Consider the following 26,149-nt stretch of genomic DNA (forward strand, 5'->3'; position numbering starts at 1 on the left):
TGCTGTCGCCTTTCATCACGACGGCTTATTCGGTCGCCCCGAGGTAGCGGGGGGCCTCCTGGCGCACCTGCTCCAGCGCATCCTGCAGCTCCAGCAGCTCGGGCTCCAGCTCGCTGACCGGCACCCCGTCGCGCAGCTGCTGCTCGAGCTGGGAGAGCAGACGTTGCAGGCCTGGCACCCCTGAGTAGGCACAGCCGCCGTTGAGGCGATGGAGCTGAGCCAGGACTTCGGCATCGTCCACCTCACCCGCCAGCGCCGCCTCCAGCACGGGCTCCACCTCATCGAAGCTGGCCAGCAGCATGCGCAGCATCTCCAGGGCGAGATCCGTCTTGCCGGCGGCCTGGCGCACTGCCAGTGACCAGTCTATCTGCTGATCCCCGTGATTCTGGTGGCGGCGATGGGCGAAGTCGGTGATGAGCTGCGCCAGCATGCTCTCGTCGATGGGCTTGGCCAGATAGTCGTCCATGCCCTGGCGGATCAGTCGCTCCCGCTCGCCGGGAATGGCGTGGGCGGTGACCGCGACTATGGGGGTCTCGGTGTTGAGGGAGTGGTGGCGTATCGCCTGGGTGGCGCTGATGCCGTCCATGATCGGCATCTGGATATCCATGAAGATGATGTCGAACGGCTGGCTCTGGGCCAGGCTGACTGCCTCCTTGCCGTTCTTGCACACTACCACCTGGCTCACCATCTCCTTGAGCATGGCCGCGATGAGCTTGAGGTTGGCGGCATTGTCATCCACCGCCAGCACCTTGACGTCCTGCACCTGGCGCTGTGACGGGGCCGGCAGCGGGATGCTCCGGACGGCGTCCGGGGAGAGCAGGGCGTTGAGCAGCTTGCGGTGATTGATGGGCTTGGAGAGGCAGTGCTGGGCGCCGTGAGCCTGCATGGCGTCATACAGGGCGGGCTCGTGGCTGCTGAGCACCACTATGGCGTTGTGTTGTCCGCTCAGGGCATCGAGGCGGCGGATCACCTGCTGCGGAGTGTGCAGGGTGCTGCTGCCGATGATGACGATGTCCTGACTGTTCATCTCGGGCCAGTCGGCGTCGATGGACAGGGATTGCACATCCAGCTGCCATTCGGCCAGCAGGACGTGCAGGGAGGCGTGGGCGAAGGGATCCGGCTCCAGCAGCCAGACCCGCTTGCCCTGGATCCCATCCAGCGGCAGTCTGTCGGTCTGGGGCAGGGGGGAGACGTCCAGCTCCAGGTTGAAGGAGAAGACGGAGCCCTTGCCGAATTCGGACTCGAACCGGATCTGGCCACCCATCTGCTGCACCAGCTTCTGGGTGATGACGAGGCCGAGACCGGTGCCGCCGTAGCGGCGCGAGATCGAGGAGTCGGCCTGGTTGAAGGCCTGGAACAGCTGGCGTTGCTGCTCCTCGGAGATACCGATGCCGGTATCGCGGATCAGCACCTTGAGGCGCACCTTGTTGCCATGGGCACCGCCGGTCTGCTCGACGCGGACATCCACGTTGCCGTGCTCGGTGAACTTGATGGCGTTGCCGGTGAGGTTGGTCAGCACCTGCTGCAGGCGCATGGGATCGCCGGTGAGATAGTCCGGCACCGCGGCATCCACCTGCAAGGAGAGCTCCAGCTGCTTGTCGTGGGCGCTGGGCCCCAGCAGGTGCATGGTCTCGTTGAGGGTGTCGCGCAGGCTGAAGGGGATGTGCTCCAGCTGCAGCTTGCCGGCCTCGAGTTTCGAAAAATCGAGGATGTCGTTGATGATGCCGAGCAGGTTGCGCGCCGACTTTTCGATGGTCTGCATGTAGTCGGCCTGGTTCGGGGTCAGGCTGGTCTTGAGCAACTGGCGGGTGAAGCCGATGACGCCGTTCAGGGGGGTGCGCAGCTCGTGGGACATGTTGGCAAGGAACTCCGACTTGACCCTGGCCGCCTCCTGGGCCCGTTTCTTCGCCATGTCGAGCTCGACGTTCTGGATCTCTATCTGTTCGAGGGTCTCGCGCAAGTCAGAGGTGGCCTGATCGATGTTCTGCTGCATCTCCTCATGGTATTCAGACAGCGCCTTGGCCATGGCGTTGATGCCGTTCTTCAGCATGTCCAGCTCACCGGTGAGCTGGCCGCTGACCCGGGTATCGAGCCGCCCCTCCCTGATCCGGTGCACCGCTTGCACCATGTCGGTGATGGGCTGGGTCACGCTCTTGACCAACCGGAAGCCGAACAGGGTGCTGATGGCGAGGCCGATGAGCACCATGAGCACGGCGAAGAAGGCATCCCGATACTGCAGGACGATGGCCCTGTCGGTGGCGAGCTGCATGGAGATGTAGCCGATCACCGGCGGCTCCAGATCGCTCGGCAGGGGGAAGCCGTCCAGGCTGGTCTCGGCCTGGATCGGGGTGCGCAGGATGATGTCATCACCGTTGAAGGAGACGCTGGTCAACTCCGGGATGGCGCTGCCATCGGGCAGGCGCAACTGGCCGAAGTCCCTGTGGTAGTTGGAGGTGACGAACAGCTGGTTGTCCTGGGTGAAGACGGCGATGGACTTGATGAAGGGCGAATTCTTGCGATGGGTGAGCCCGATCAGCCGCTTGAGGGACTCGCGGCTGTGCTGGGTCATGCCGTATTCGCTGGCGATGGCCAGGGGCTCGATGATGTTGATGCCCTGGTCGATCAGGTTGTTTTCCAGCTGATGATAGCGGTGGAAGGTGAAATACCCGGCAATCAGGCCGCCGATGATCAGGGTTGGCAATATGGTAAAAGCCAGCACACGGGCCCGCAGACCGTATCTAGTCATGCTGATAAACCACCGGCGATGATGAAGATGGGCAGGAAGATAAGGGTCATTGCAGCACGGGCTTGGGGGCCGTATCGGGTCATATCCATGGGCCACTTATGGTCAGCATTGGCGATAGGGTTGAATGCCACAGCCCGGGCCCTCAGACCGTATTTGGTCATACTATTATTCTTGTGGGACAATGGCCTGCTGCAGATTCCACAATCATGACATAGCCACCTATAGGCACCAAGTTTTATGGCCCAGTTTTTCAAGCCCCAAAAGAAATCCACCCAGCCCCAACGTATTGAATTTACGATAGACAGTCTGGATCACCACTGTGTCGGTATCGGCCGTCATCAGGGCAAGGCCATCTTCGTCGAAGGGGCGCTGCCCGGCGAGCTGATCAAGGCTCGCATCGTTGACGACAAGAAGCAGTATGCTCACGCCGCCCTGCAACAGATAGTGACCCCGGCGGCCAACCGCATCGCGCCCTTCTGCGCCCATTATCGCGAGTGCGGCGGTTGCAGCGCCCAGCACCTGAGTGAGGTTGATCAGCAGGCGGCCAAGGAGGTCGGGCTGGTCAGCCTGTTCGAGCGCCTCGGCAACATCCAGGCACCGGCGCTGGAGCCCGTGCTGACCGGGGAATCCCGTGCCTATCGCCGGGTCTGCCGCCTGGCCATCAAGTTTGACAAGAACGGTCGCTGCACCCGGGTCGGCTTCCGCCGTCGCCAGTCCAATGACCTGGTGGAGATCAGCGGTTGTCCCGTGCTGAGCGCGCCCCTGTCTGCCCTCATCAACCCGCTGCGCGACTGTCTCAATCGCCTCAAGAGCCAGCGTGAGCTGGGTCATGCCGAGTTCATCCAGGCCGAGCAGGGCATCATGATGCTGCTGCGCCACACTGGTCGTCCCAACGAGATGGACCGCGCCTTGCTGGTCGAGTTTGCCGAGGCTCAGGGCATCGATCTCTACCTGCAGGCCGCGGACGAGCAGATAGAACCCCTGCGTCAGCAATTCCAGCCGAGCTATTCGCTGGATGGCCTGGCTCTTGCATTCGCCCCCGGTGACTTCATTCAGGTCAATGGTCCCATCAACCAGAGCATGGTTGCCCAGGCGCTGTCCTGGCTGGGGGCGACCAAGGATGACAAGGTGCTGGATCTGTTCTGCGGCATCGGCAACTTCACCCTGCCGCTGGCCCGTCAGGCCCGCGAGGTGGTGGGGGTCGAGGGGGAGCTGGCCATGGTGGCGCGCGCCGAAGAAAACGCCCGTCGCAACGGCATCGACAACGCCCGCTTCTACAAGGCGGACTTGAGCGGTGACATCGTCGGCATGTCCTGGGCGCGGGAAGGCTTTGACCTAGTCTTGCTGGATCCGGCCAGGCCAGGTGCGCTGGAGGTGATGAGCCACGTGGCGGCACTTTCCCCGAAACGGGTGGTCTATGTTTCCTGTAACCCGGTCACCCTGGCGCGGGACAGTCAGGTGCTGGTGAAAGAGGGCTACCGGCTGACCCGCCTGGGGATGCTGGACATGTTCCCTCACACCGGCCATCTGGAATCCATGGCGCTGTTTGAGAGAAAATAAAGAAGGTAATCCGGCCCCGACAGTTGGCTTGTTGTAGGGGCTGGATGTGCTCTCTCATACTGGCTATCTGGCATCCAGGGAGCTGCTCGAGAGAAAATGGACAAGGTAATCCAGCCCCGGCAGCGAGCGCTTTCATGCTGGCCATCTGGCATCCAGGGTGCTGTTTGAGAGAAAAAGAATGAGGTAACCCGGCCCCGACAGTTGGCTTGTTGTAGGGGCTGGATGTGCTCTCTCATACTGGCTATCTGGCATCCAGGGAGCCGCTTGAGAGAAAATGAATAAGGTAATCCACCCCCGGCAGCGAGCTCCTTCATGCTGGTCATCTGGCATCCAGGGTGCTGTTTGAGAGAAAATGATTGGGGTAATCTAGGCCCGCAGGGATCGGCAAGGCTTGTTGGAGACTCCTGTCACCTTTGAGGATGACATGCCTTGAAAAGTCTCTTGTTTATCCCCATTTGAGGCATTCATCAGCTGATGAGGGGCAGGAAAGCACCGGCTTTCGACCCCACAATTTTAAGGATTGATACCATGGTTGCGGTGCGCGATATTCATTTGAAAGACAATTTCACCCTGGAAGAGTGGGTCAGTACCCTCTCCCTGAGTGAAGGCGACAAGAATCAGCTGCGAACCGCTTACCAGTATTGCCTGACCCTCGGTGACGAGGCGCTCACCAGCCGCCTGCTGGTGCGCGGGGTCGAGATGGTCGGCATACTGCTGATGCTCAGCATGGATCTCGCCACCCTCAAGGCAGCTATCCTCTACCCCTTCGTGGAAGCCGGCCTCCTCCAGCAGGAGAAGCTTGAAGAGGACTTTGGCCCCAAAATCGCCAAGCTGGTGGAAGGGGTGCTGGAGATGGAGGCCATCCGTTCCCTGCAGACCCTGCACCGCAGCGAAACCTCGCCGGAGCAGGTGGACAACGTGCGCCGCATGTTGCTCGCCATGGTCGAGGATGTGCGCGCCGTCGTCATCAAGCTGGCGGAGCGGATCGCCTGCCTGCGGGAGGCGAAGAAGGCGGATGAGGAGACCCGGGTGCTGATGGCCCAGGAGATCACCAACATCTATGCGCCGCTGGCCAACCGCCTCGGCATAGGTCAGCTCAAGTGGGAGCTCGAAGATCTCGCCTTCCGTTACCTGCACCCGGACACCTACAAGCAGATTGCCAAGCAACTCGACGAGAAGCGTCTCGATCGGGAGCGCTACATCCGTGAGTTCGTGCAGTCCCTGCGCGATGCGCTTGCCGAAGCCGGAGTCGAGGCCGAGGTCTATGGCCGGCCTAAACACATCTACAGCATCTGGCGCAAGATGCAGAAGAAGCACCTCGAATTCAACGAGCTGTTCGACGTGCGCGCGGTACGGGTGGTGACCAAGCGGCTGCAGGATTGCTACGCGGCGCTCGGCATAGTGCATACCCATTTCCACCATATTCCCCGTGAATTCGACGACTATGTCGCCAACCCCAAGCCCAACGGCTACCAGTCCATCCACACCGTGGTGGTAGGGGAGGAGGGCAAGACGGTCGAGATCCAGATCCGGACCGATCAGATGCACCAGGACGCTGAACTCGGTGTCGCCGCCCACTGGCGCTACAAGGAAGGTGCCCAGGTCGCCGCCAAGACCAGCACCTTCGAGGACAAGATCGAGTGGCTGCGCAAGCTCCTCGCCTGGCAGGAGGATCTGTCGGAAAGTGGCTCTCTGTTGGACGATCTGCGCAGTCAGGTGTTCGAAGACAGAGTCTATGTCTTCACCCCCAAGGGCGATGTCATCGATCTGCCGGCCGGCGCCACGCCGCTGGATTTTGCCTACCACGTGCACAGCATGATCGGTCACCGCTGCATCGGCACCAAGGTGGATGGCCGCATCGTGCCCTTCACCTACACCCTGCAGACCGGCGATCAGGTGGAGGTGATCACCCAGAAGGAGCCGAACCCGAGCCGCGACTGGATGAACCCCAACGCCGGCTTCCTGCGCTCCAGCCGGGCGCGGGCCAAGGTGGCGACCTGGTTCAGAAAGCTGGATCGGGACAAGAACATCGCCGCCGGCAAGGAGCTGCTGGAGAAGGAGCTGGACAGGCACAATCTGACCCTCTCCAAGGTGGACAAGGTAGTGCTGGAGCGCTTCCATGCCGAGGAGCTGGACGACCTGCTTGCCGGTATCGGCAGCGGCGACATTCGCATCAACCAGCTGCTCAACTATCTGGATACCCGTTACAACAAACCGACGGCGGAGGAAGAGGATCGCCGCCTGCTGGCGAAGCTGGAGCAGAAGGCCAATGTGCCGTTCCGGCCCAAGCCCAAGGATCACATCGTAGTGGAAGGGGTCGGCAATCTGATGACCCACATCGCCCGCTGCTGTCAGCCCATTCCGGGGGACGGCATCCAGGGCTTCATCACCATGGGGCGCGGCGTCTCCATCCACCGGGAGGACTGCGAGCAGCTCAAGGAGCTGTCCCGCCGCAACCCGGAGCGGCTGATCGAGGCGGTCTGGGGGGAGAACTACTCCGGCGGTTATGGCCTCACCATTCGGATCCTCTCCAACGACAGATCCGGCCTGTTGCGTGACATCACCACGGTGCTCGCCAACGAGAAGATCAACGTGATGGGGGTGCGCTCGCGCTCCAACGTGCGCGAGCAGACCGCGGAGATCGACATGGAGCTCGAGATCTACAACATCAACGCCTTCAACCGGGCCCTGGCCAAGCTCAGCCAGCTCAACGACGTGATCAGCGCCAAGCGCCTGTGACATCAACCGACCGGCCTCAGTGGCCGGTTGTTCTTTGACCCCTTTGATGAAGTGAACCGCTTATGTCCTCGCATTACGACTTGCCCCAGCTACTCGATATCATGGCTCAATTGCGCGACCCGAACGGCGGTTGCCCCTGGGACCTCAAGCAGGATTTCCAGACCATAGTCTCCCACACCCTGGAGGAGGCCTACGAAGTGGCCGACGCCATCGAAACCCGGGATTGGGAGGGATTAAAGGGTGAACTTGGCGATCTGCTGTTCCAGGTGGTGTTCTACGCCCAGCTGGGCAAGGAACAGGGGCTGTTCGACTTTGCCGATATCGTCGATACCGTGAGCGAGAAGCTCATCCGCCGTCATCCCCATGTGTTCGCCGATGCGGATCTGGGTGACGAGCAGGCGGTCAAGTTTAACTGGGAGGCAGAGAAGGCCAAAGAGCGGGCCGCCCTCGATAAAGAGAGCGTGCTGGATGACATTCCGCTCGCGCTGCCGGCCCTGAGCCGGGCCGCCAAGATCCAGAAGCGCTGCGCCACCGTCGGTTTCGACTGGAAGACCCTCGGCCCCGTGGTGGACAAGATCCACGAAGAGATCGAGGAGGTGATGGAAGAGGCGCTGATGGTCGACGTGGACGAGGAGCGGGTGAGCGACGAGCTCGGCGATCTGCTGTTTGCCACCGTCAATCTGGTGCGGCATCTGGGCAAGGATCCGGAGCAGGTACTGCGGGCCGCCAACGCCAAGTTCGAACGTCGTTTTCGTCAGGTTGAGCAGTTTATTGCTGCGGAAGGCTTGAAAATGACCGATTGTACTCTGGAGAAGCTGGATGCGGCCTGGGACAAGGCCAAGGAAACCGAGCAAAGTTGATTTGGCGCAAGACGGGGGCGCGGCGAGCCTGATAGATTTTTGTTCATTGTTTGGGAGAGGGGGTTTTGGTATACTGTTTCCCCGTCCTGCTTCATCCCCGAAGCACCCCTTAAAAATCCCTAAACTTCTTTCAGGTTCAGCATGACGACAAAATATATTTTTGTAACTGGTGGCGTTGTTTCATCCCTCGGCAAAGGCATTGCCGCAGCTTCTCTGGCAGCCATTCTGGAAGCCCGTGGTCTGGATGTGACCATCATGAAACTGGACCCCTATATCAACGTGGATCCGGGCACCATGAGCCCGACCCAGCACGGTGAAGTGTTCGTAACCGAGGACGGGGCCGAGACCGATCTGGATCTGGGCCATTACGAGCGTTTCATCCGCACCAAGATGACCCGTCGCAACAACTTCACCACCGGCCGTATCTACGCCGACGTGCTGCGCAAAGAGCGCCGTGGTGACTATCTGGGCGCCACCATCCAGGTCATCCCGCACATCACCAACGCCATCAAGGAGCGGGTGATTGCCGGTGCCGAAGGCCATCAGGTGGCCATCGTCGAAGTGGGCGGTACCGTGGGCGATATCGAGTCCCTGCCGTTCCTCGAAGCCATTCGTCAGCTGGCTGCCGAAGTGAGCCGCGACAATGCCATGTTCATGCACCTGACCCTGGTGCCTTACCTGGCCGCCGCCGGCGAGGTGAAGACCAAGCCGACCCAGCACTCCGTCAAGGAACTGCTCTCCATCGGGATCCAGCCGGACGTGCTGATCTGCCGCTCCGATCGCGCCATTCCGGCCAACGAGCGTGCCAAGATCGCCCTGTTCTGCAACGTGCCCGAGCGCGCCGTCATCTCCATGAAAGACGTCGACTCCATCTACAAGATCCCGGCGCTGCTGAAGTCCCAGAATCTGGATGACTACTTCATCGCCCGTTTCGGTCTGGCGTGCAAAGAAGCCGACCTGTCCGAGTGGGAACAGGTTGTCTACGAAGAGGCCAACCCGACCGCGGAAGTGACCATCGGCATGGTGGGCAAATATGTGTCCCTGCCGGATGCCTACAAGTCCGTCAACGAGGCGCTCAAGCACGGTGGCCTGAAGACCCGTCTGTCCGTCAACATCAAGTTCATCGACTCCCAGGACATCGAGACCCGTGGCGCCGAGCTGCTGGAAGGTCTGGACGCGATCCTGGTGCCGGGTGGCTTCGGTGAGCGCGGCGTGGAAGGCAAGATCCTGGCCGCCCAGTATGCCCGTGAGAACAAGATCCCCTATCTGGGCATCTGCCTCGGCATGCAGGTTGCCATGATCGAGTTCGCTCGCAACGTGGCCGGCATGACTGGCGCTCACTCCTCCGAATTCAAGAAAGATTGCGCTTATCCGGTCGTTGGCCTCATCACCGAATGGGTGGATGAAGAAGGCAACGTCGAGACTCGTACCGAGAAATCCGATCTGGGCGGCACCATGCGTCTGGGTTCCCAGCTCTGCCACCTGGTCGAAGGTTCCAAGGTGCGTCAGATGTATGGCAGCCCGACCATCTATGAGCGCCACCGTCACCGCTATGAGGTGAACAACAAGCTGCTGCCGCAGATCGAAGCGGCCGGCCTGAAGGTCACCGGTCTCTCCGCCGACAAGAAGCTGGTGGAAATTATCGAGATTCCGGATCACCCTTGGTTTGTAGCGGCGCAGTTCCACCCGGAGTTCACCTCGACTCCCCGCGATGGACACGCCCTGTTTGCCGGTTTCGTGAAGGCTGCCGGCGAGTATCAGAAGCGTAATTTGAAGTAATTTAAAATAAATGCGGTTGAGGCTCTGTGCCGCAGCCGCTTTTTTTGGCATATTTTTGTTGTTTTTTTACGAAACCTGAGGAAATACACATGTCCAAGATCGTTAAAGTGATCGGTCGTGAAATCATCGACTCCCGTGGTAACCCGACCGTTGAGGCCGAAGTTCATCTGGAAGGTGGTTTTGTTGGTATGGCAGCCGCTCCGTCTGGCGCGTCCACCGGTTCCCGCGAAGCGCTGGAACTGCGTGACGGCGACAAGAGCCGTTTCCTGGGTAAAGGCGTACTGAAAGCCATTGCCGCCGTCAACGGCCCGATCGCCCAAGCGTTGCTGGGTAAAGATGCCAAGGACCAAGCCGCTCTGGACCAGATCATGATCGATCTGGACGGTACCGAGAACAAATCCAAGTTTGGCGCCAACGCCATCCTGGCCGTTTCTCTGGCTGCCGCCAAGGCTGCTGCTGCCTCCAAGGGCCTGCCGCTGTACGCTCACATCGCCGAGCTGAACGGCACCCCGGGTGTCTACTCCATGCCGTTGCCGATGATGAACATCATCAACGGTGGTGAGCACGCCGACAACAACGTCGACATCCAGGAGTTCATGATCCAGCCGGTTGGCGCCAAGACTCTGAAAGAAGCCATCCGCATGGGTGCCGAAGTGTTCCACAACCTGGCCAAGGTACTGAAGTCCAAGGGCTACGCTACCGCCGTTGGTGACGAAGGTGGCTTCGCGCCTAACCTGAAGTCCAACGCCGAAGCGCTGGAAGTGATCGCCGAAGCCGTTGCCGCTGCCGGTTACAAGCTGGGCACCGACATCACCCTGGCCATGGACTGCGCTGCTTCCGAGTTCTACGACGCAGAGAAGAAAGAGTACAACCTGAAGGGCGAAGGTCGTATCTTCACCTCCAACGAGTTCTCTGACTACCTGGCCGATCTGACCACCAAGTTCCCGATCGTCTCCATCGAAGATGGCCTGGACGAATCCGACTGGGATGGCTTTGCCTACCAGACCAAGGAACTGGGTAGCAAGATCCAGATCGTGGGTGACGACCTGTTCGTAACCAACACCAGCATCCTGAAGCGCGGTATCGACAACGGCATCGCCAACTCCATCCTGATCAAGTTCAACCAGATCGGTTCCCTGACCGAGACTCTGGCTGCCATCAAGATGGCCAAAGACGCTGGCTACACTGCCGTCATCTCCCACCGCTCCGGTGAGACCGAAGACGCGACCATCGCCGACCTGGCCGTGGGTACCGCTGCTGGCCAGATCAAGACCGGTTCCATGAGCCGTTCTGACCGTGTTGCCAAGTACAACCAGCTGATCCGTATCGAAGAAGCCCTGGGTGCCAAGGCTCCGTTCCGCGGTCTGAAAGAAGTGAAAAACCACGCTTAATGCCGAGTTTCACTTGAGCTGCGCAAAGCCCCGCCACCTTGTGGCGGGGCTTTTTCGTCTCTGTTGCCTGGGCGGTACAAAGCCTCACCATCTTCTCTGTCTCGGTTTTTTCATATCCGCCCCCCGGATCCCGCCCGTTTTTTTATTCTCCCTTGCCCGTCTGGCACACCGGCTTCCTTTTGTCTTGCCTGCGAATATGGGAAACTAGGCCGCTTGAAGGAGATTCAGTGCATGCGGCTATTCACTCTTATCCTGCTCTTCCTGTTGGGAGGGCTGCAGTATGATTTCTGGCTGGGGAAGAACGGCCTCTCCGACTATCGGGAACTCTCCGATGCCATCAACCGGCAGCAGCAGGACAATCTGACTCTCAAGGATCGCAACAATTTGATTTATCGTGAGATCGACGATCTCACCTCGGGCCTCGAGGCCATCGAGGAGCTGTCGCGCAACGATCTTGGTTACATCAAGCAGGGCGAGACCTTCTACCGGATCATTCCCAAGGAAAAAGACCAGGTAACAGAGCCGGACGGTGCGCCCTACGATGATTGATCTGCCAACCGGGCTGACCGCCATAGTCCCGGCCGCCGGTATCGGCAGCCGCATGGGCGCCGAGTGCCCGAAGCAGTACCTGCCGCTGGCGGGGAAGACCATTCTGGAGCATACCCTCGGCTGTCTGCTGTCCCACCCGGCCATCGCCCAGGTGATAGTGGCGCTGGCGCCCCACGATGGCTGGTTTGATGCCCTGTCCATCGCGGCCGATCCACGTATCCTGCGGGTCGAAGGCGGCGCGGAGCGCGCCTACTCGGTGCTCAATGCCCTGCAGGTGGCGAGCTCGGACTGGGTGCTGGTGCACGATGCCGCTCGTCCCTGCCTCTGCCACGGCGATCTCGATGCGCTCATCGCGGCGGCCCTGGCCTGCGATGGCGCCATCCTCGGCAGTCGGGTGCGGGACACCATGAAGCGCACCGACGCAGCTGGCAACATAGTGGCGACCGTCGAGCGCGAACAGCTCTGGCATGCACTGACCCCGCAGATGTTCCCCACCGCTTCCCTGAGGCGGGCGCTGGAGGAAGGGTTGACGCTCGGCGCCAGCATCACCGATGAGGCCTCCGCAATGGAGCGGGCCGGTTTCTCGGTGCGCATGGTTGAGGGGCGCGCCGACAATATCAAGGTGACCCGGCCGGAGGATCTCTCTCTGGCGGGGCTGTTTTTAGATCAACAGAATTCATCGTTCAAGGAGCCATCATGATCCGCATTGGACATGGTTTTGATGTACACCGATTTGGCGGGGTCGGCCCCTGCATGCTGGGCGGGGTAGCGGTGCCGTACGAACAGGGGCTGCTGGCCCACTCCGACGGTGATGTGGTGCTGCACGCGGTGAGCGATGCGCTGCTGGGGGCGATCGGTGCCGGTGATATCGGCCGCCACTTCCCTGATACCGCCGCCGAGTTCAAGGGGATCGACAGCCGTATCCTGCTGCGGGACGTGTTTGCCCGGGTGCAGCAGGCGGGTTATGCCATCGGCAATCTGGACGTGACCATCATCGCCCAGGCACCCAAGATGGCCCCCCATATCGACGCCATGTGCGCCGTGCTGGCGGCGGATTTGAAATGTGATTTGAACCGGGTGAACGTCAAGGCGACCACCACCGAACAGCTTGGATTCACGGGGCGCAAGGAAGGGATCGCCACCGAAGCCGTCGTCTTACTGGTGAAACAATAATGTTGGAACAGCTTAGCTATCTGCACGGGGCGCCGACTGCCCGCGGCATCCTCAAGGCCGAGGCCAGTGACTTCGTGGTGGTCGAGGATCTAGGCTTCGAACCCTGCGGAGAGGGTGAACATATCTTCGTGCGGGTGCGCAAGACCGGCGAAAACACCGCCTGGGTGGCGGGCCTGCTGGCCGATGCGGCCGGGGTCAATCGCAACGCGGTGACCTGGGCCGGCCTCAAGGACCGCCATGCGGTGACCGAGCAGTGGTTCGGCATTCACCTGCCGGGCAAGGCCGAGCCGGATCTGTCGGTCATCCAGAGCGATGGCATCCAGATCCTGCAAGTCAAGCGCCACAACCGCAAGCTGCGGGTCGGTTACCTCAAGGGCAATCACTTCACCTTGCGCCTGACCGACATAGAGCAAGCCGATGGGCTGGCATCTCGTCTGCAGGCCATCGCCAGCCAGGGGGTGCCGAACTATTACGGCGAGCAGCGCTTCGGTCGCGGTGGCAACAACCTGGAGGCGGCCAAGGCGATGTTCGCCGGCAAGCGGATCAATGATCGCAACAAGCGCTCCCTCTATCTCTCCGCCGCCCGCAGCATGTTGTTCAACGCCATCGTCAGCGCCCGCATCGAGCAGGGGCGGGCTCACCAGTTGCTGGCTGGCGATTGTCTGATGCTCAAGGGCAGCCATTCCATCTTCAGTGAGGAGGCGGTGACGCCTGAGCTGGAGGCGCGGCTGGCCTCAGGTGACGTGCAGCTGACCGCTCCCCAGTGGGGCCGTGGCCGGCTGGCCAGTCAGGGCGCCGCCGCCGAATTCGAGCTGGGCGTGCTGGCCGCTTACCCCGACTGGTGCGCTGGCCTGGAGAAGGCCGGGCTGGATCAGGACAGACGCCCGCTGCTGCTGCAACCGGAAGGAATGAGCTGGGAGCTGGGCGCCGATGCGCTGACCCTGTCGTTCTTCCTGCCGGCGGGCGCCTTTGCCACCAGCGTGGTACGCGAGTTAATGCAGGCCGAAGAGGCCGATCACGGTTTCAGGAACCCAACCGATGCGAATTCTGGTCAGTAATGACGATGGAGTACATGCCGAGGGGATCCTTGCCCTCAGCACGGCACTGACGGCCTGTGGCGAGGTCATTGTGGTGGCGCCGGATCGCAACCGCAGTGGCGCCAGTCATTCTCTGACGCTGGAGGTGCCGCTGCGGGTCACCCGCATCAGCGACGCTGCCTTTCACGGGATCAAAAGCTATGCGGTCAAGGGGACGCCGACCGACTGCGTGCACCTCGCGGTCAATGAGCTGGTGCGCCCCGAGCCGGACATGGTGGTGGCCGGCATCAATCACGGTGCCAATCTGGGGGATGATGTCATCTACTCGGGCACAGTGGCGGCCGCGACCGAGGGACGTCACCTCGGCTTCCCGTCGCTCGCCATCTCCCTGGTGGGCAAGACCCACTTCGCCACGGCCGCCCACTATGCGGCCCAGCTGGTGCGAGGCCTGATGGTGCACCCCTTGCCTGCCGACCAGATCCTCAACGTCAATGTGCCGGATCTGCCGATCGAGCAGATCAAGGGGATCAGGGTGACCCGTCTTGGCAATCGCCATCGGGCCGAGGCGGTGATCCACACAGAGGATCCCCGTGGTCAACCCATCTACTGGATAGGTCCGCCGGGCAGCCAGCAGGATGCGGGGGAGGGCACGGATTTCGCCGCCATCGAGCAGGGCTATGTCTCTATCACCCCCTTGACCATCGACATGACGGCCTACGGCAGTCTGGCGAGTCTGGGAGCCTGGTTGGATCTGCAGGGATGACGCGGTGATCGTACAGCGCCTGTTGAACCAGCTGATCGCTCAGGACATTCGCGATTTCCGCGTGCTCGCGGCGATTGCGAAAGTGCCGCGCCAGCTATTTGTAGATGAAGCCATGGCGCACAAAGCCTGGGACAACACGGCTCTGCCCATCGGTCAGGGCCAGACCATCTCGCAGCCTTACATGGTGGCGCGGATGACCGAGCTGCTGATCCAGAACAATCCGGCCCATGTGCTGGAAATAGGCACGGGTTCCGGTTATCAGACTGCGGTGCTGGCTCATCTTGTGGAGCATGTCTATACGGTGGAGCGGATCAAGTCGCTGCAATTTCTGGCCCGGCGCCGGTTGCGTCAGCTCGATCTGCACAACGTTTCGGCCAAGCATGGTAACGGCTGGCTGGGCTGGCCAAATAAGGGGCCGTTCGATGCGATTCTGGTGACGGCGGCGGCGAGCGAGGTGCCCAAGGCCTTGACCGATCAACTGGCCGATGGCGGCCGTCTGGTGTTGCCGGTGGGTGACAGCCAGCAGACGCTGCAGCTGATCGAACGTTCTGGTTCCCAGCTGACCAGCCGGGTCCTGGAGCCGGTGCGTTTCGTTCCTCTTATCGACGGAGATGTTGAGTGACGCTGTTCTCCCGACTCTATGCCGTGGTGATGCGCTGGGCCCGCCATCAGTACGCACCTTATTATCTGGCGATCACTGCCTTTATCGAGTCGGTGTTCTGGCCCATCCCGGTGGATGTGATGCTGGCCCCCATGGCGCTGGCCAAGCCCCGGCGGGCCTGGCACTATGCCGCCCTGGCGACCCTGTGCTCGGTATTGGGGGCACTGTTTGGTTACCTGCTTGGCTACGCCTTATGGGAGCCCGTGGTACAGCCGCTGGTGGTCTCGGTCGGTTATGAAGACAAGATTGCCCTGGCCGAGCAGTGGTTTGAACAATGGGGCATCTGGGTGATTTTTATTGCCAGTTTCACGCCGATCCCCTACAAGGTGTTTACCGTCACGGCGGGTCTGCTCCACATGGCGCTATTGCCCTTCATCCTGACCTCGCTGATAGGTCGTGGTATGCGCTTCTTCCTGGTGGCGGGCCTGATGCGCTGGGGCGGTGAGAAGATGGAGCGCAAGCTGATGCACTATGTGGATGTGCTCGGCTGGCTCTGTATTGGTTTGGCCATTGCGGCCTATTTCTGGTTTAGTCGTTAAGGATCCACTATGCGTTCGCGTGTTTGGCAAGGAAGTAGTGTCGTCGTGTTGTCATGGCTGCTGCTTGCCTGCTCTTCCAGCAAGACTGCTGCCCCGGTACAGAGTCTCGGCAATGACCCCATTGCCTCGACCATCCCGACTCGTCAAAACATGGCCAATTCGGGCATGCAGGGTGGCAGTTACACAGTGGTGAAGGGGGATACCCTGTACTCCATCGCATTCCGTTCGGGCATGGATGTCGCATCCCTGGTCAGCCTCAACGGCATCAGCCCTCCCTACAACATCTATCCGGGCCAGCAGCTCAGGTTGGATGGCGCATCATCCGGTACTGTGGTGAGCACAGCTAGTGCTGTCAGCCATAGCAGCGGGGCCAGTAACGGCACTTATGAAGTACGCCGTGGCGACACTCTGAGCAGCATTGGCCGCCAGTTCAATGTGTCCAATCAGACGCTGGCACAGCGCAACAACCTGCAGGCACCCTATGGGCTGCATGTCGGCCAGGTGCTGAGCGTGCCGTCGTCCGGTGCGGCGAGCGGCGGTCAGATGGTGGCGGTGACGACACCGGCTGTGGCCAGTTCCGGCCCCAAACCGCTGGCGACTGCACCAGCAGGTACGACCACCCCATTCATCTCACAAAAAAGCATTGCTCCGGCATCTTCAACAGCATACGCTCAGTCGACAGAACAAAAAAACAGCAACTCCCAGTCGACACTCTCGTGGCACTGGCCGACACAAGGCCGGATCGTCGAAGGTTTCTCTGTTGCGGAACAGGGTAACAAGGGTATCGATATCTCGGGCCAGAAGGGGCAACCCATCTACGCCGCGAGTGGTGGCAAGGTGGTCTACGCGGGTAGCGCACTGCGGGGTTATGGCAAGCTGATTATTCTCAAACACAACGATGACTACCTCTCGGCTTATGCCCACAACGACGAGTTGAGGGTGAAGGAGGGAGACTCCGTCAAGGGCGGAGCTGTCATCGCCAATATGGGTAGCACGGATGCGCCGGATGTGCGCCTGCACTTTGAAATCCGGTACAAAGGCAAGTCAATCAATCCGATGGGCTATTTGCCAAAGCGTTAACCCAGAGAGCTGAGTCTTGCTCTGGTTCAGGTCAGGGAGACATATCATGAGCCAAGAACAACTGGTAATGCAGGATGCAGAGTTAGAGTTCGACGAGGAGCTGGAGTCTCGAGAGGAAGAAGTTCAGGAAGTCACCGCCGAGGCTGAGGAGACTATCTCCGACGAGCTCATGGTGCCCGAACTGAACAAGGTAATGGATGCCACCCAGCTCTACCTGGGGGAGATAGGATTCTCCCCCTTGCTCACGGCCGAAGAAGAAGTCTATTACGCCCGTCGTGCCTTGCGCGGTGACAAAGCCGCCCGCAAGCGCATGATCGAATCCAACCTGCGTCTGGTGGTCAAGATCGCCCGACGCTACAACAACCGGGGCCTGGTGCTGCTGGATCTCATCGAAGAGGGCAACCTCGGTCTCATCCGCGCGGTCGAAAAATTCGATCCCGAGCGCGGCTTCCGTTTCTCCACCTATGCCACCTGGTGGATCCGCCAGACCATAGAGCGGGCCATCATGAATCAGACCCGCACCATCCGTCTGCCCATCCATGTGGTCAAAGAGCTGAACGTCTACCTGCGCACCGCTCGCGAGCTCTCTCATCGTCTCGATCATGAACCTACCGCCGAGGACATTGCCCATGCGCTGGATCGCTCGGTCGATGACGTGAATCGCATGCTCAAGCTCAATGAGAAGATCACCTCGGTGGATACCCCCATCGGCGGCGATCGGGACAAGGCGCTGCTGGATGTGCTCTCCGACGAGCGCGGCATGGGCCCGGAGCTGGAGTCCCAGGACGACGACATGCGTGCCAGTATTGTGCACTGGCTGGAGGAGCTTAATCCCAAGCAGCGTGAGGTACTGGCTCGTCGCTTCGGCCTGCTCGGCTATGAACCTGCCACCCTGGAAGACGTGGGGGCCGAGATTGGCTTGACCCGGGAGCGGGTGCGCCAGATCCAGGTGGAGGGGCTGCGCCGTCTGCGGGAGATCCTGATGGGGCAAGGGCTCTCCATCGAGGCATTGTTCCGCACAAACTAAGCTTTGCAGTCAGAAACAACAAAAAGGGGCCTGAGGCCCCTTTTTTATATTGCAATGGATCTTGTGGATCACACCGGATCCAGGGTGTCCAGCGGCCAGCGTGGCACCGCCTTGATGACCAGGGGTTCAAACACGCCAGCCTTGAGGCGTTGCATGCCGGCGTAGGCGATCATGGCGCCGTTGTCGGTGCAGTATTCGGTGCGGGGATAGAATACCTCGCCCTTGAGGCTCTCCATCAGCTCGGCCAGCTGGGTCCGCAGATGGCGGTTGGCGCTGACGCCACCGGCGACAACCAGGCGCTGCAGACCCGTCTCTTTCAGGGCACGGCGGCACTTGATGGCCAGGGTGTCGACCACCGCATCCTCGAAGGCGCGGGCGATGTCGGCACGAGTCTGCTCATCGTTGTCATTGGCGGCGATAGTATTGGCGGCAAAGGTCTTGAGGCCGGAGAAGCTCATGTCGAGGCCGGGTCTGTCGGTCATGGGGCGCGGGAAGACGAATCGTCCGGTAGTGCCCTTCTCGGCAAGGCGCGAGAGCAGGGGGCCACCTGGATAGTCCAGCCCCATCAGCTTGGCGGTCTTGTCGAAGGCCTCACCAGCGGCGTCGTCGATGGACTCTCCCAGCAGCTGATAGCTGCCGATACCATCGACCCGCACCAGCATGGAGTGACCGCCGGAGACCAGTAGCGCCACGAAGGGGAATTCGGGGGCTTTCTCTTCCAGCATGGGGGCCAGCAGATGACCCTCCATGTGATGCACGGCAATGGCCGGTTTGTTCCACGCCATGGCAAGGGAGCGGCCTATGGTGGCACCGACCAGAATGGCGCCAACCAGACCTGGACCGGCAGTGTAAGCGATGCCGTCGATGTCATCTTTGCCCAGTCCCGCCTCTTGCAATGCGGCCTGGATCAAGGGGATCGTCTTGCGCACATGATCCCGGCTGGCAAGCTCGGGGACGACGCCACCGTAGTCCGCATGCAGCTTGACCTGGCTGTATAACTGATGGGAAAGGATCCCTTTTTGATCATCGAAGATCGCGATCCCGGTTTCGTCACAGGATGTCTCTATGCCCAATACACGCATTGCTAAAAAATTTCACTGCTAAAATGAGACGGCTATGGTAACCTTCGCGGGTTTTTTAAACCAGAGCGATCTCTACGGGTTTACTTTCATTCCCTGTCCAGAGTATAATTTCGCACCATTTTAAGACATGCTGATCGACTGATGGTCAGCTAACAATATATCACTGAGGTGAAAGGCACATGCCAGTAATCAAAGTCCGTGAAAATGAGCCGTTTGACGTTGCTCTGCGTCGCTTCAAGCGTTCTTGCGAAAAGGCCGGTATCCTGTCTGAAGTTCGTAGCCGTGAGTTCTACGAGAAGCCGACTACCATCCGTAAGCGCGCCAAAGCGTCTGCCGTTAAGCGTCACGCCAAGAAGCTGTCCCGCGAAAACGCACGTCGTATCCGCCTGTACTAATTGGGGGTAATGCCGTGTCTCTGAAGGATCAACTCAAGGATCAACAAAAACTCGCCATGCTTGCCAGAGATAAGGCTCGCCTGGGGACGATCCGTTTGTTGATGGCAGAAATCAAGCAGCGTGAAGTTGATTCCCGTATCGAGCTCAATGATGAGGATATCCTCGCTGTCGTGACCAAGATGGTCAAACAGCGCCGCGATTCCATCAGCCAATTTGAAGCTGCCGGTCGTCAGGATCTTGCCGACAAAGAGTCTGCCGAGATCTTGGTTCTGCAGGAATTCCTGCCGCAACAGCTGACCGCAGACGAAATTGCCGCGTTGATCGAGCAAGCCATCGCTGAAAGTGGTGCTGCCGTCATGGCTGATATGGGCAAGGTCATGGCTGTTTTGAAGCCAAAGATTCAGGGGCGTGCCGATGTCGGCGCTGTCAGCGCTCAGGTGAAAACCCGCTTGGCATAACAGGCATTTCTCTTGTTAGTCGAAAGAAGCCGTGCTTCCCTGTGAATGCGCGGCTTTTTTATTTTCCGAGTCATGAAACAGGACGGTTATGGCAGGCAGGATCCCACAATCCTTTATCGATGATCTGCTCGTACGCACAGACATAGTCGAGCTGATCGACTCACGAGTGCGTCTGAAAAAAGCCGGCAAGAACTATCAGGCTTGCTGCCCTTTTCATAACGAAAAAAGCCCCTCTTTCACCGTCAGCCAGGAGAAGCAGTTTTATCACTGTTTCGGTTGTGGCGCCCACGGCAACGCCATCGGCTTTGTCATGGAGTACGACGGACTCGAATTCCCCGATGCCATCGAAGAGCTTGCCAACCTGCAGGGCATGCAGGTGCCCCGTGAGCAGAATGCGGGCGGGACGGGCAAGGCACAGCCTGCTGTCAGCAAGGATCTTTTTGAGCTGATGAGCCAGATTGCCCGCTTCTACGAGAGCAATCTGAAGAATGCCCCCCAAGCTGTTGAATATCTGAAGGGCCGTGGTCTGACCGGGGAAGTGGTCAAGCGTTTCAATATCGGATATGCCCCTGCAGATTGGGATCAGGTCAGACGCCGTTTTGGTGCCAGCCGGGATCACGAGCTGTTGCTCATCTCAGGCGGTATGCTGATCACGCGTGATAGCGGCCCCGGCAGTTATGATCGCTTCCGCGATCGCATCATGTTCCCGATCCGTGACAAGCGTGGCCGGGTCATTGGCTTCGGTGGCCGGGTGCTGGGGGACGGCACGCCCAAGTACCTCAACTCGCCGGAAACCCCCATCTTCCACAAGGGACGAGAACTGTTTGGCCTCTACGAGGTGAAGCAGGCACACAAGGATCCTCGCCGGATCCTGGTGGTGGAAGGCTACATGGACGTGGTGGCGCTCGGTCAGTATGACATCGACTATGCGGTGGCTGCGCTTGGTACGGCCACCACCAGCGACCATATCCACACCCTGTTCCGTACCACGGCCGAAGTGGTCTGCTGCTATGACGGTGACAATGCCGGTCGTGAAGCGGCCTGGCGGGCGCTGGACAATGCGCTGCCTCACCTGCAGGACGGGCGGGAGCTCAAGTTTGTGTTCCTGCCGGATGGTGAGGATCCAGATTCCCTGGTGCGCCAGATTGGCAAGGAGGGCTTCGAAGCCCTGCTGGACGAGGCACAACCTTTCGCCGATTTCATGTTCGAGCGTCTGGGACGGGATGCCGCCCTCTCCGGTGAGGCGGGCAAGTTCGAAGTCGCCAACAAGGCGGCCGAGCTTATTCGCCGGGTGCCGGAAGGTTTCACCCGGGAGGGACTTATCACCCGACTCTCCAGCATGATGCGCTGGGGAGAGAACAAGCAGCGGATCGCCGAGCTGTTTGCCCGCAACAGTCAGCCAAAGACCGAGCTGACCAAACCCAAAGCCGCCAAGCTGACTCCGATCCGCCGCGCGCTGGCGTTGATGTTGCAATATCCGGCGGTGACGGCCGAGCTGCCGGCCATGCCGGAGCTAGCCGGATTGCGAGTGCAGGGCATCAAATTCCTGCTGCAACTGCATCAACAGATCTTGTCCCAACCCGCTGTCACCACCGGCATCTTGCTGGAGCATTGGCGCGGTACTCGGGAGGGGGAGATCCTCGCTCAGCTAGCGATGCATGACCTGTTTGAAGATATCAAGCTCGACCAGGAGCCGGATATTTTGGGGGAGTTGCAGGATACCTTCGTCGGATTCATCAATCAGTTCCTGAAGCAACGAATTGAAGAATTGCAGGCTAAGGTGGCTCAGGAGGGACTAAGCTCTGAGGAAACACAGGAGCTGATGATGCTGATCAAAGAAGTACAGACCGAGAAAAGAAATGAGAGCGGGGCTTGATATTTGAGTGATGGGCCCCAATATGTCTACTGTTGCCCGAATCGACGGGATTAAAAGCAAAAATTTTATAACCGCCTGGCCCCGACAATACTGCGGGCAGGGGTTTCTCATGACCGACGCCGCAACCAGACATAGCATGTCTGGCGGTTTTCTATTAGAATTGGCTATTTGCGCAGCAGCGCACTGTACGCGCAACCTAGCAACACCAACCGGATGAGTTCTATGGAGCAAACCCCGCAGTCTCAGCTTAAACTCCTCGTTGCCAAAGGTAAAGAACAGGGCTACCTGACCTATGCCGAGGTGAACGATCACCTCCCGCAAGACATTGTCGACTCTGACCAGATCGAAGACATCATCCAGATGATCAACGACATGGGTATCCAGGTGGTGGAGAACGCCCCGGATGCCGACGACTTGATCATGGCTGAAGGTGGTACCGCCGATGAGGACGCTGCCGAAGCAGCGGCCCAGGCTCTGGCATCTGTTGAATCTGAGATTGGTCGCACGACCGATCCCGTCCGCATGTACATGCGGGAAATGGGTACCGTCGAACTGCTGACCCGTGAAGGCGAAATCGACATCGCCAAGCGGATTGAAGACGGTATCAACCAGGTACAAAGCTCCGTTGCCGAGTACCCCGAAGCTATCACTTACCTGCTCGAACAGTACGACAAGTACGAAGCCGAGCAGCTGCGTCTGTCCGATATCATCTCCGGCTTTATCGATCCGAACGAAGCGGATGACGTGGCGCCAACCGCCACTCATATCGGCTCCGAGCTCAGCGAAGATGACCTGGCTGACGAAGACGAAGACGAAGACGAAGACGAAGATGGGGATGGCGACGACGCCGATGACGAGGGGGACGGTGGTCCGGATCCTGAAGTCGCCCGTGAGAAGTTCGGTGAGCTGCGTGCCCAGTACGAAGTAACCCGTCTCTCCATTCAGAAGAATGGTCGTGCCCACGATGACACCCAGGCCGCTATCGCCCAGCTGGCCGATGTGTTCCGTCAATTCCGCCTGATGCCCAAGCAGTTCGATCGCCTGGTCAACAACATGCGCGAGATGATGGAGCGGGTTCGCGTGCAGGAACGCATCATCATGAAACTCTGCGTTGAGCAGGCCAAGATGCCGAAGAAAACCTTCGTCGCGGCCTTCACCAACAACGAGTGCGAGACCGCCTGGTTTGAATACCAGAAACAGGCTGGCAAGGCCTGGTCTCCGCGTCTGCTCGAGATGGACGAAGACGTGCTGCGTGCCATCGGCAAGCTGCAGCAGATCGAAGAGGAAACCGGCCTCTCCATCGCCCAGATCAAAGACATCAACCGTCGTATGAGCATCGGTGAGGCCAAGGCCCGCCGTGCGAAGAAAGAGATGGTTGAAGCTAACTTGCGTCTGGTGATCTCCATCGCCAAGAAATACACCAACCGCGGTCTGCAGTTCCTGGATCTGATCCAGGAGGGCAACATCGGTCTGATGAAGGCTGTGGACAAGTTTGAGTACCGCCGTGGCTACAAGTTCTCGACCTATGCCACCTGGTGGATCCGTCAGGCCATTACCCGCTCCATCGCGGATCAGGCCCGTACCATCCGTATCCCGGTGCACATGATCGAGACCATCAACAAGCTCAACCGTATCTCCCGTCAGATGCTGCAGGAGATGGGTCGTGAACCGAACCCGGAAGAGCTGGCGATGCGCATGGGCATGCCGGAAGACAAGATCCGCAAGGTGTTGAAGATCGCCAAGGAGCCCATCTCCATGGAGACGCCCATCGGTGATGATGAAGATTCCCACTTGGGCGACTTCATCGAAGATACCACCCTGGCCTTGCCAGCGGATGCGGCCACCAGCGAGAGCCTGCGCAACGCGACCCGCGAAGTGCTGGCTGGCCTGACTGCCCGTGAAGCCAAGGTGCTGCGGATGCGTTTCGGTATCGACATGAACACTGACCACACCCTTGAGGAAGTGGGTAAGCAGTTCGACGTGACCCGTGAGCGTATTCGTCAGATCGAAGCCAAGGCCTTGCGTAAACTGCGTCATCCGAGCCGCTCGGAAGTGCTGCGCAGCTTCCTGGACGAGTAGTCTCAGGGTAGGGGGTAGTCAACCCGATACAGCCTTGTCAAAAGCCCCGCCATGCGGGGCTTTGTTTTATCAGGTGTCCCGTCCTGAATATGGTTTACACCTTTCCCCCCCAATAAATGGAGAACCCGATGGGACAAGGTGTGAAACGGACACAGCGCGATTACTCGCTGACTTTTAAACTGGCGCTGGTCGAGCAGATTGAAAAAGGCGAGCTCACCTACAAACAGGCTCAGGCCCGTTATGGCATTCAGGGCCGCTCCACCGTTCTGGTATGGTTGCGTAAACATGGTCGGCAGGATTGGAGCCAGGGGGCTTCTGTGCGCGCCGACAGGAGTATCACCATGCCTGACCCCGACAACCAGACGCCCGAACAGCGTATCAAGGAACTCGAACAGCAGCTGGCGCTGATGAGCCAGAAGGCCCAATTCTTTGAGGCCGTCGTCGATGTCCTGAAGAACGACTACGGTGTCTCCATCGTAAAAAAGCGACCCGGCAAGTCCTCTCGCAGCGGCAAGTCGAGAGGCTGACCATCGTCAGGGCTTGCCTGTTTCTGGGAATCAGCCGTCAGGCTTACTACAAGCGCAATCGAGTTGCAGACCTGCGCCATGCACAGGGGCTGCAGGTGGTGCGCTTCGTGCGTCAGGTACGGTTACGCCAGCCACGGGTCGGCACCCGCAAGCTGCATTATCTGCTTCAGGGTCAGGATGATGGCTGGCTCAAGGTCGGGCGGGACAGGCTGTTTCAGATATTGGCCGAGCATCGTCTGCTGGTGCAGCCCAGGCGGGCGTATCACAAGACCACCCACAGTTTTCACCGCTTCTACCGTCATCCCAACTTGCTCAAGGCCGGGGCGGAGCAGGTCACGCCGGTGGCTCCAGAGCAAGTCTGGGTCGCCGACATCACCTATCTGCCAGCCAGGAGCGGGTCGCTGTACCTGAGCCTGGTGACGGATGCTTACTCACGCAAGATAGTGGGCCATCACGTGCACGAAGGGATGCACGCCGAGTCGGTCGCGATGGCGTTCAAGAACGCGCTGAAGCAACGGCGTGGCGGCGGGGAGCTTATCCATCACTCGGACCGCGGCGTGCAGTATTGCTCGGGCCTGTATCAGTCATTGCATGAACGGCACGGGGTCCGGTGCTCGATGACAGACGGATATGACTGTTACCAGAATGCGTTGGCGGAGCGGGTGAACGGGATATTGAAAGGGGAGTTGTTGTTGCAAAGCCCGCAGGACCTGGCGCAAGCGCGGGAGATGGTGCGTGAGGCGGTGGATATTTACAACCTGGAGCGACCGCATCATGCGTTGAAATACAGAACCCCCGATGCGGTACATCGGGGGTTCTGAGTCACGTGAAGCTAGACGAAAATGTGTAAACCTATTTCAGGACTAGACAAGGGTTTCACGAGTCGGGGGGATCACGCATATTGGCGGGGGCTGTACAAAATATCAGCAAGTGATTGATCTGCCTATGGACGAGGTATCTCGCATCCCCTATAATCCACGCCGCAAAACCAAGATTCTGGCCCCTTAGCTCAGTTGGTTAGAGCAGTCGACTCATAATCGATTGGTCGCCTGTTCAAGTCAGGCAGGGGCCACCAAATTCAGACAAAGCCGCTCATCATGAGCGGCTTTGTCGTTTCTGGCGTTACCAGCGCCGGTCCAGATCCTCGGCGTAGAGCGTGATGGCGCGTCTATAGGGAATCAGATCGGGATCCGTCGTCGTCTCCGCCAGTACCCTCAGCAGCGTCTCGATCCCCTCCTTGTGGTTCCCCAGGTTGTAGCTGGCCATGGCACCAAACACTTTGAACTCATTGGCCTCGGGGAAACGGGCCTGTCCCTGCTCAAAGGCGGCCAGCGCCTCGGCATATTGGCCGATGCTGCGATAGGAGCTGCCGAGGCCGAGCCAGGCACCGCGCAGTGTCACTCCCCCCAGCCCCAGTGCTATGGCCTTCTGGTAGAGGGGGATGGCCTGGGTCTCGCGCCCGAGCATGTCGTGCAGACAGGCCACCTCGTAGTGCAGCTCGGCGTGCTGCGGATGCTCGGTGAGCTGCAGCAGGCCGTGTTGACGGGCCTCTTCAATCCTTCCCTCGGCCTTGAGGGCTTCCAGCTGTTTCATATGCGCTCCTGCATGGGGATGTCGATCCAGTATGCCTGTGAGTCGGCGGTCGGGAAATGGGGTAAGCGAGGTCCCTTGGCGGCGGAGGAGAAGGCAGGAGAATATTCGGCTGGGAGGTCGGGGTGTGAGGGGGAGAGCGAGTAGAAAAATGTCACCGGGTCGATGACCCGGTGACACGGCTTCATTATGGTGGCGGATCTGCTTCGGTGGCAATCGGCATGGGTACCGTCTGCCG

22 protein-coding genes and 1 tRNA gene are annotated in these 26,149 nt (G+C 59.8%); 20 read left to right on the forward strand and 3 right to left on the reverse strand.

All coding sequences use genetic code 11. From position 1 onward, the window contains the following. Positions 1-25: 25 nt before the first annotated feature. Positions 26-2,746, reverse strand: a complete 2,721-nt coding sequence (barA, locus tag MM194_RS03545; RefSeq protein ID WP_033128842.1) for a two-component sensor histidine kinase BarA — start codon at positions 2,744-2,746, stop codon at positions 26-28. Between the two features lie 237 nt (positions 2,747-2,983). Here barA and rlmD point away from each other — a divergent pair, with 237 nt between their 5' ends. The 14 genes from rlmD (at position 2,984) to rpoS (ending at position 17,904) form a co-directional block, all read left to right on the forward strand. Continuing rightward, positions 2,984-4,306 (forward strand): 23S rRNA (uracil(1939)-C(5))-methyltransferase RlmD, encoded by a 1,323-nt coding sequence (rlmD, locus tag MM194_RS03550; protein WP_241342671.1) that lies wholly within the window; start codon positions 2,984-2,986, stop codon positions 4,304-4,306. A 528-nt stretch (positions 4,307-4,834) separates the two neighbouring features. Further along, a complete protein-coding gene (gene relA, locus MM194_RS03555) occupies positions 4,835-7,045 on the forward strand; it encodes a GTP diphosphokinase (protein WP_241342672.1) in 2,211 nt (736 codons plus the stop codon). Positions 7,046-7,107: 62 nt separating this feature from the next. Beyond that, complete coding sequence (gene mazG, locus MM194_RS03560; RefSeq protein WP_241342673.1) at positions 7,108-7,905, forward strand: nucleoside triphosphate pyrophosphohydrolase; 798 nt, start codon at positions 7,108-7,110, stop codon at positions 7,903-7,905. A gap of 141 nt (positions 7,906-8,046) precedes the next feature. After that, positions 8,047-9,684: a CTP synthase (glutamine hydrolyzing) gene (gene pyrG / locus MM194_RS03565; protein WP_042643633.1), complete on the forward strand. Its 1,638-nt coding sequence runs from the start codon at positions 8,047-8,049 to the stop codon at positions 9,682-9,684. Between the two features lie 89 nt (positions 9,685-9,773). Next, positions 9,774-11,075 carry a phosphopyruvate hydratase gene (gene eno, locus MM194_RS03570; protein ID WP_033128837.1) on the forward strand — a complete coding sequence of 434 codons (1,302 nt, stop codon included), beginning with the start codon at positions 9,774-9,776 and terminating at the stop codon, positions 11,073-11,075. Between the two features lie 231 nt (positions 11,076-11,306). Further along, on the forward strand, positions 11,307-11,624 hold the full coding sequence (gene ftsB, locus MM194_RS03575) for a cell division protein FtsB (RefSeq protein ID WP_033128836.1): 318 nt from the start codon (positions 11,307-11,309) through the stop codon (positions 11,622-11,624). Beyond that, a complete protein-coding gene (ispD, locus tag MM194_RS03580; RefSeq protein WP_241342674.1) occupies positions 11,617-12,324 on the forward strand; it encodes a 2-C-methyl-D-erythritol 4-phosphate cytidylyltransferase in 708 nt (235 codons plus the stop codon). Before ftsB ends, ispD begins: the two co-directional genes overlap by 8 nt. Beyond that, positions 12,321-12,797, forward strand: a complete 477-nt coding sequence (gene ispF, locus MM194_RS03585) for a 2-C-methyl-D-erythritol 2,4-cyclodiphosphate synthase (protein ID WP_241342675.1) — start codon at positions 12,321-12,323, stop codon at positions 12,795-12,797. Before ispD ends, ispF begins: the two co-directional genes overlap by 4 nt. After that, positions 12,797-13,855 (forward strand): tRNA pseudouridine(13) synthase TruD, encoded by a 1,059-nt coding sequence (gene truD, locus MM194_RS03590; protein WP_241342676.1) that lies wholly within the window; start codon positions 12,797-12,799, stop codon positions 13,853-13,855. Before ispF ends, truD begins: the two co-directional genes overlap by 1 nt. Beyond that, complete coding sequence (gene surE / locus MM194_RS03595) at positions 13,836-14,597, forward strand: 5'/3'-nucleotidase SurE (protein ID WP_241342677.1); 762 nt, start codon at positions 13,836-13,838, stop codon at positions 14,595-14,597. The genes truD and surE overlap by 20 nt, the downstream gene beginning before the upstream one ends. A gap of 4 nt (positions 14,598-14,601) precedes the next feature. Further along, positions 14,602-15,219, forward strand: a complete 618-nt coding sequence (locus tag MM194_RS03600; RefSeq protein WP_033128831.1) for a protein-L-isoaspartate(D-aspartate) O-methyltransferase — start codon at positions 14,602-14,604, stop codon at positions 15,217-15,219. Further along, positions 15,216-15,797: a YqaA family protein gene (locus MM194_RS03605; protein WP_241342679.1), complete on the forward strand. Its 582-nt coding sequence runs from the start codon at positions 15,216-15,218 to the stop codon at positions 15,795-15,797. Before MM194_RS03600 ends, MM194_RS03605 begins: the two co-directional genes overlap by 4 nt. A gap of 9 nt (positions 15,798-15,806) precedes the next feature. Next, positions 15,807-16,877 (forward strand): LysM peptidoglycan-binding domain-containing protein, encoded by a 1,071-nt coding sequence (locus MM194_RS03610; protein ID WP_033128829.1) that lies wholly within the window; start codon positions 15,807-15,809, stop codon positions 16,875-16,877. 46 nt (positions 16,878-16,923) lie between these two features. Beyond that, positions 16,924-17,904 (forward strand): RNA polymerase sigma factor RpoS, encoded by a 981-nt coding sequence (rpoS, locus tag MM194_RS03615; RefSeq protein ID WP_241342681.1) that lies wholly within the window; start codon positions 16,924-16,926, stop codon positions 17,902-17,904. Positions 17,905-17,972: 68 nt separating this feature from the next. Here the strand turns inward: rpoS and tsaD are convergent, their stop codons facing one another. Further along, on the reverse strand, positions 17,973-18,986 hold the full coding sequence (tsaD, locus tag MM194_RS03620) for a tRNA (adenosine(37)-N6)-threonylcarbamoyltransferase complex transferase subunit TsaD (RefSeq protein ID WP_033128827.1): 1,014 nt from the start codon (positions 18,984-18,986) through the stop codon (positions 17,973-17,975). A gap of 179 nt (positions 18,987-19,165) precedes the next feature. On the opposite strand from tsaD, the gene rpsU reads away from it, so the two are divergent. The 6 genes from rpsU to MM194_RS03650 all read left to right on the forward strand — a co-directional run bounded on the left by rpsU (position 19,166) and on the right by MM194_RS03650 (position 25,396). Then, positions 19,166-19,381 carry a 30S ribosomal protein S21 gene (rpsU, locus tag MM194_RS03625; RefSeq protein ID WP_005309452.1) on the forward strand — a complete coding sequence of 72 codons (216 nt, stop codon included), beginning with the start codon at positions 19,166-19,168 and terminating at the stop codon, positions 19,379-19,381. Positions 19,382-19,395: 14 nt separating this feature from the next. Beyond that, the gene (locus MM194_RS03630) at positions 19,396-19,839 is read left to right on the forward strand and encodes a GatB/YqeY domain-containing protein (RefSeq protein WP_241342682.1); all 444 of its coding nucleotides are present in this window, start codon (positions 19,396-19,398) and stop codon (positions 19,837-19,839) included. Positions 19,840-19,927: 88 nt separating this feature from the next. Continuing rightward, a complete protein-coding gene (gene dnaG, locus MM194_RS03635; RefSeq protein WP_241342684.1) occupies positions 19,928-21,715 on the forward strand; it encodes a DNA primase in 1,788 nt (595 codons plus the stop codon). 183 nt (positions 21,716-21,898) lie between these two features. Then, positions 21,899-23,794 (forward strand): RNA polymerase sigma factor RpoD, encoded by a 1,896-nt coding sequence (gene rpoD / locus MM194_RS03640; protein WP_338010722.1) that lies wholly within the window; start codon positions 21,899-21,901, stop codon positions 23,792-23,794. 128 nt (positions 23,795-23,922) lie between these two features. Beyond that, positions 23,923-25,142, forward strand: a protein-coding gene (locus tag MM194_RS03645; protein WP_241342685.1) for an IS3 family transposase whose coding sequence is annotated in 2 segments (ribosomal slippage) — positions 23,923-24,271 and positions 24,271-25,142 — 1,221 coding nt in all. Because the reading frame shifts where the segments join, the coding sequence is not laid out codon by codon here. Between the two features lie 177 nt (positions 25,143-25,319). Further along, positions 25,320-25,396: transfer RNA gene (locus MM194_RS03650), tRNA-Ile, on the forward strand. A 47-nt stretch (positions 25,397-25,443) separates the two neighbouring features. Here the strand turns inward: MM194_RS03650 and MM194_RS03655 are convergent. Further along, positions 25,444-25,914 carry a tetratricopeptide repeat protein gene (locus MM194_RS03655; protein ID WP_241342687.1) on the reverse strand — a complete coding sequence of 157 codons (471 nt, stop codon included), beginning with the start codon at positions 25,912-25,914 and terminating at the stop codon, positions 25,444-25,446. Positions 25,915-26,149 lie beyond the last annotated feature (235 nt).

Origin of the sequence: Aeromonas sp. MR16, from assembly GCF_022549315.1 — a bacterium.
GTDB lineage: Bacteria > Pseudomonadota > Gammaproteobacteria > Enterobacterales > Aeromonadaceae > Aeromonas > Aeromonas aquatica.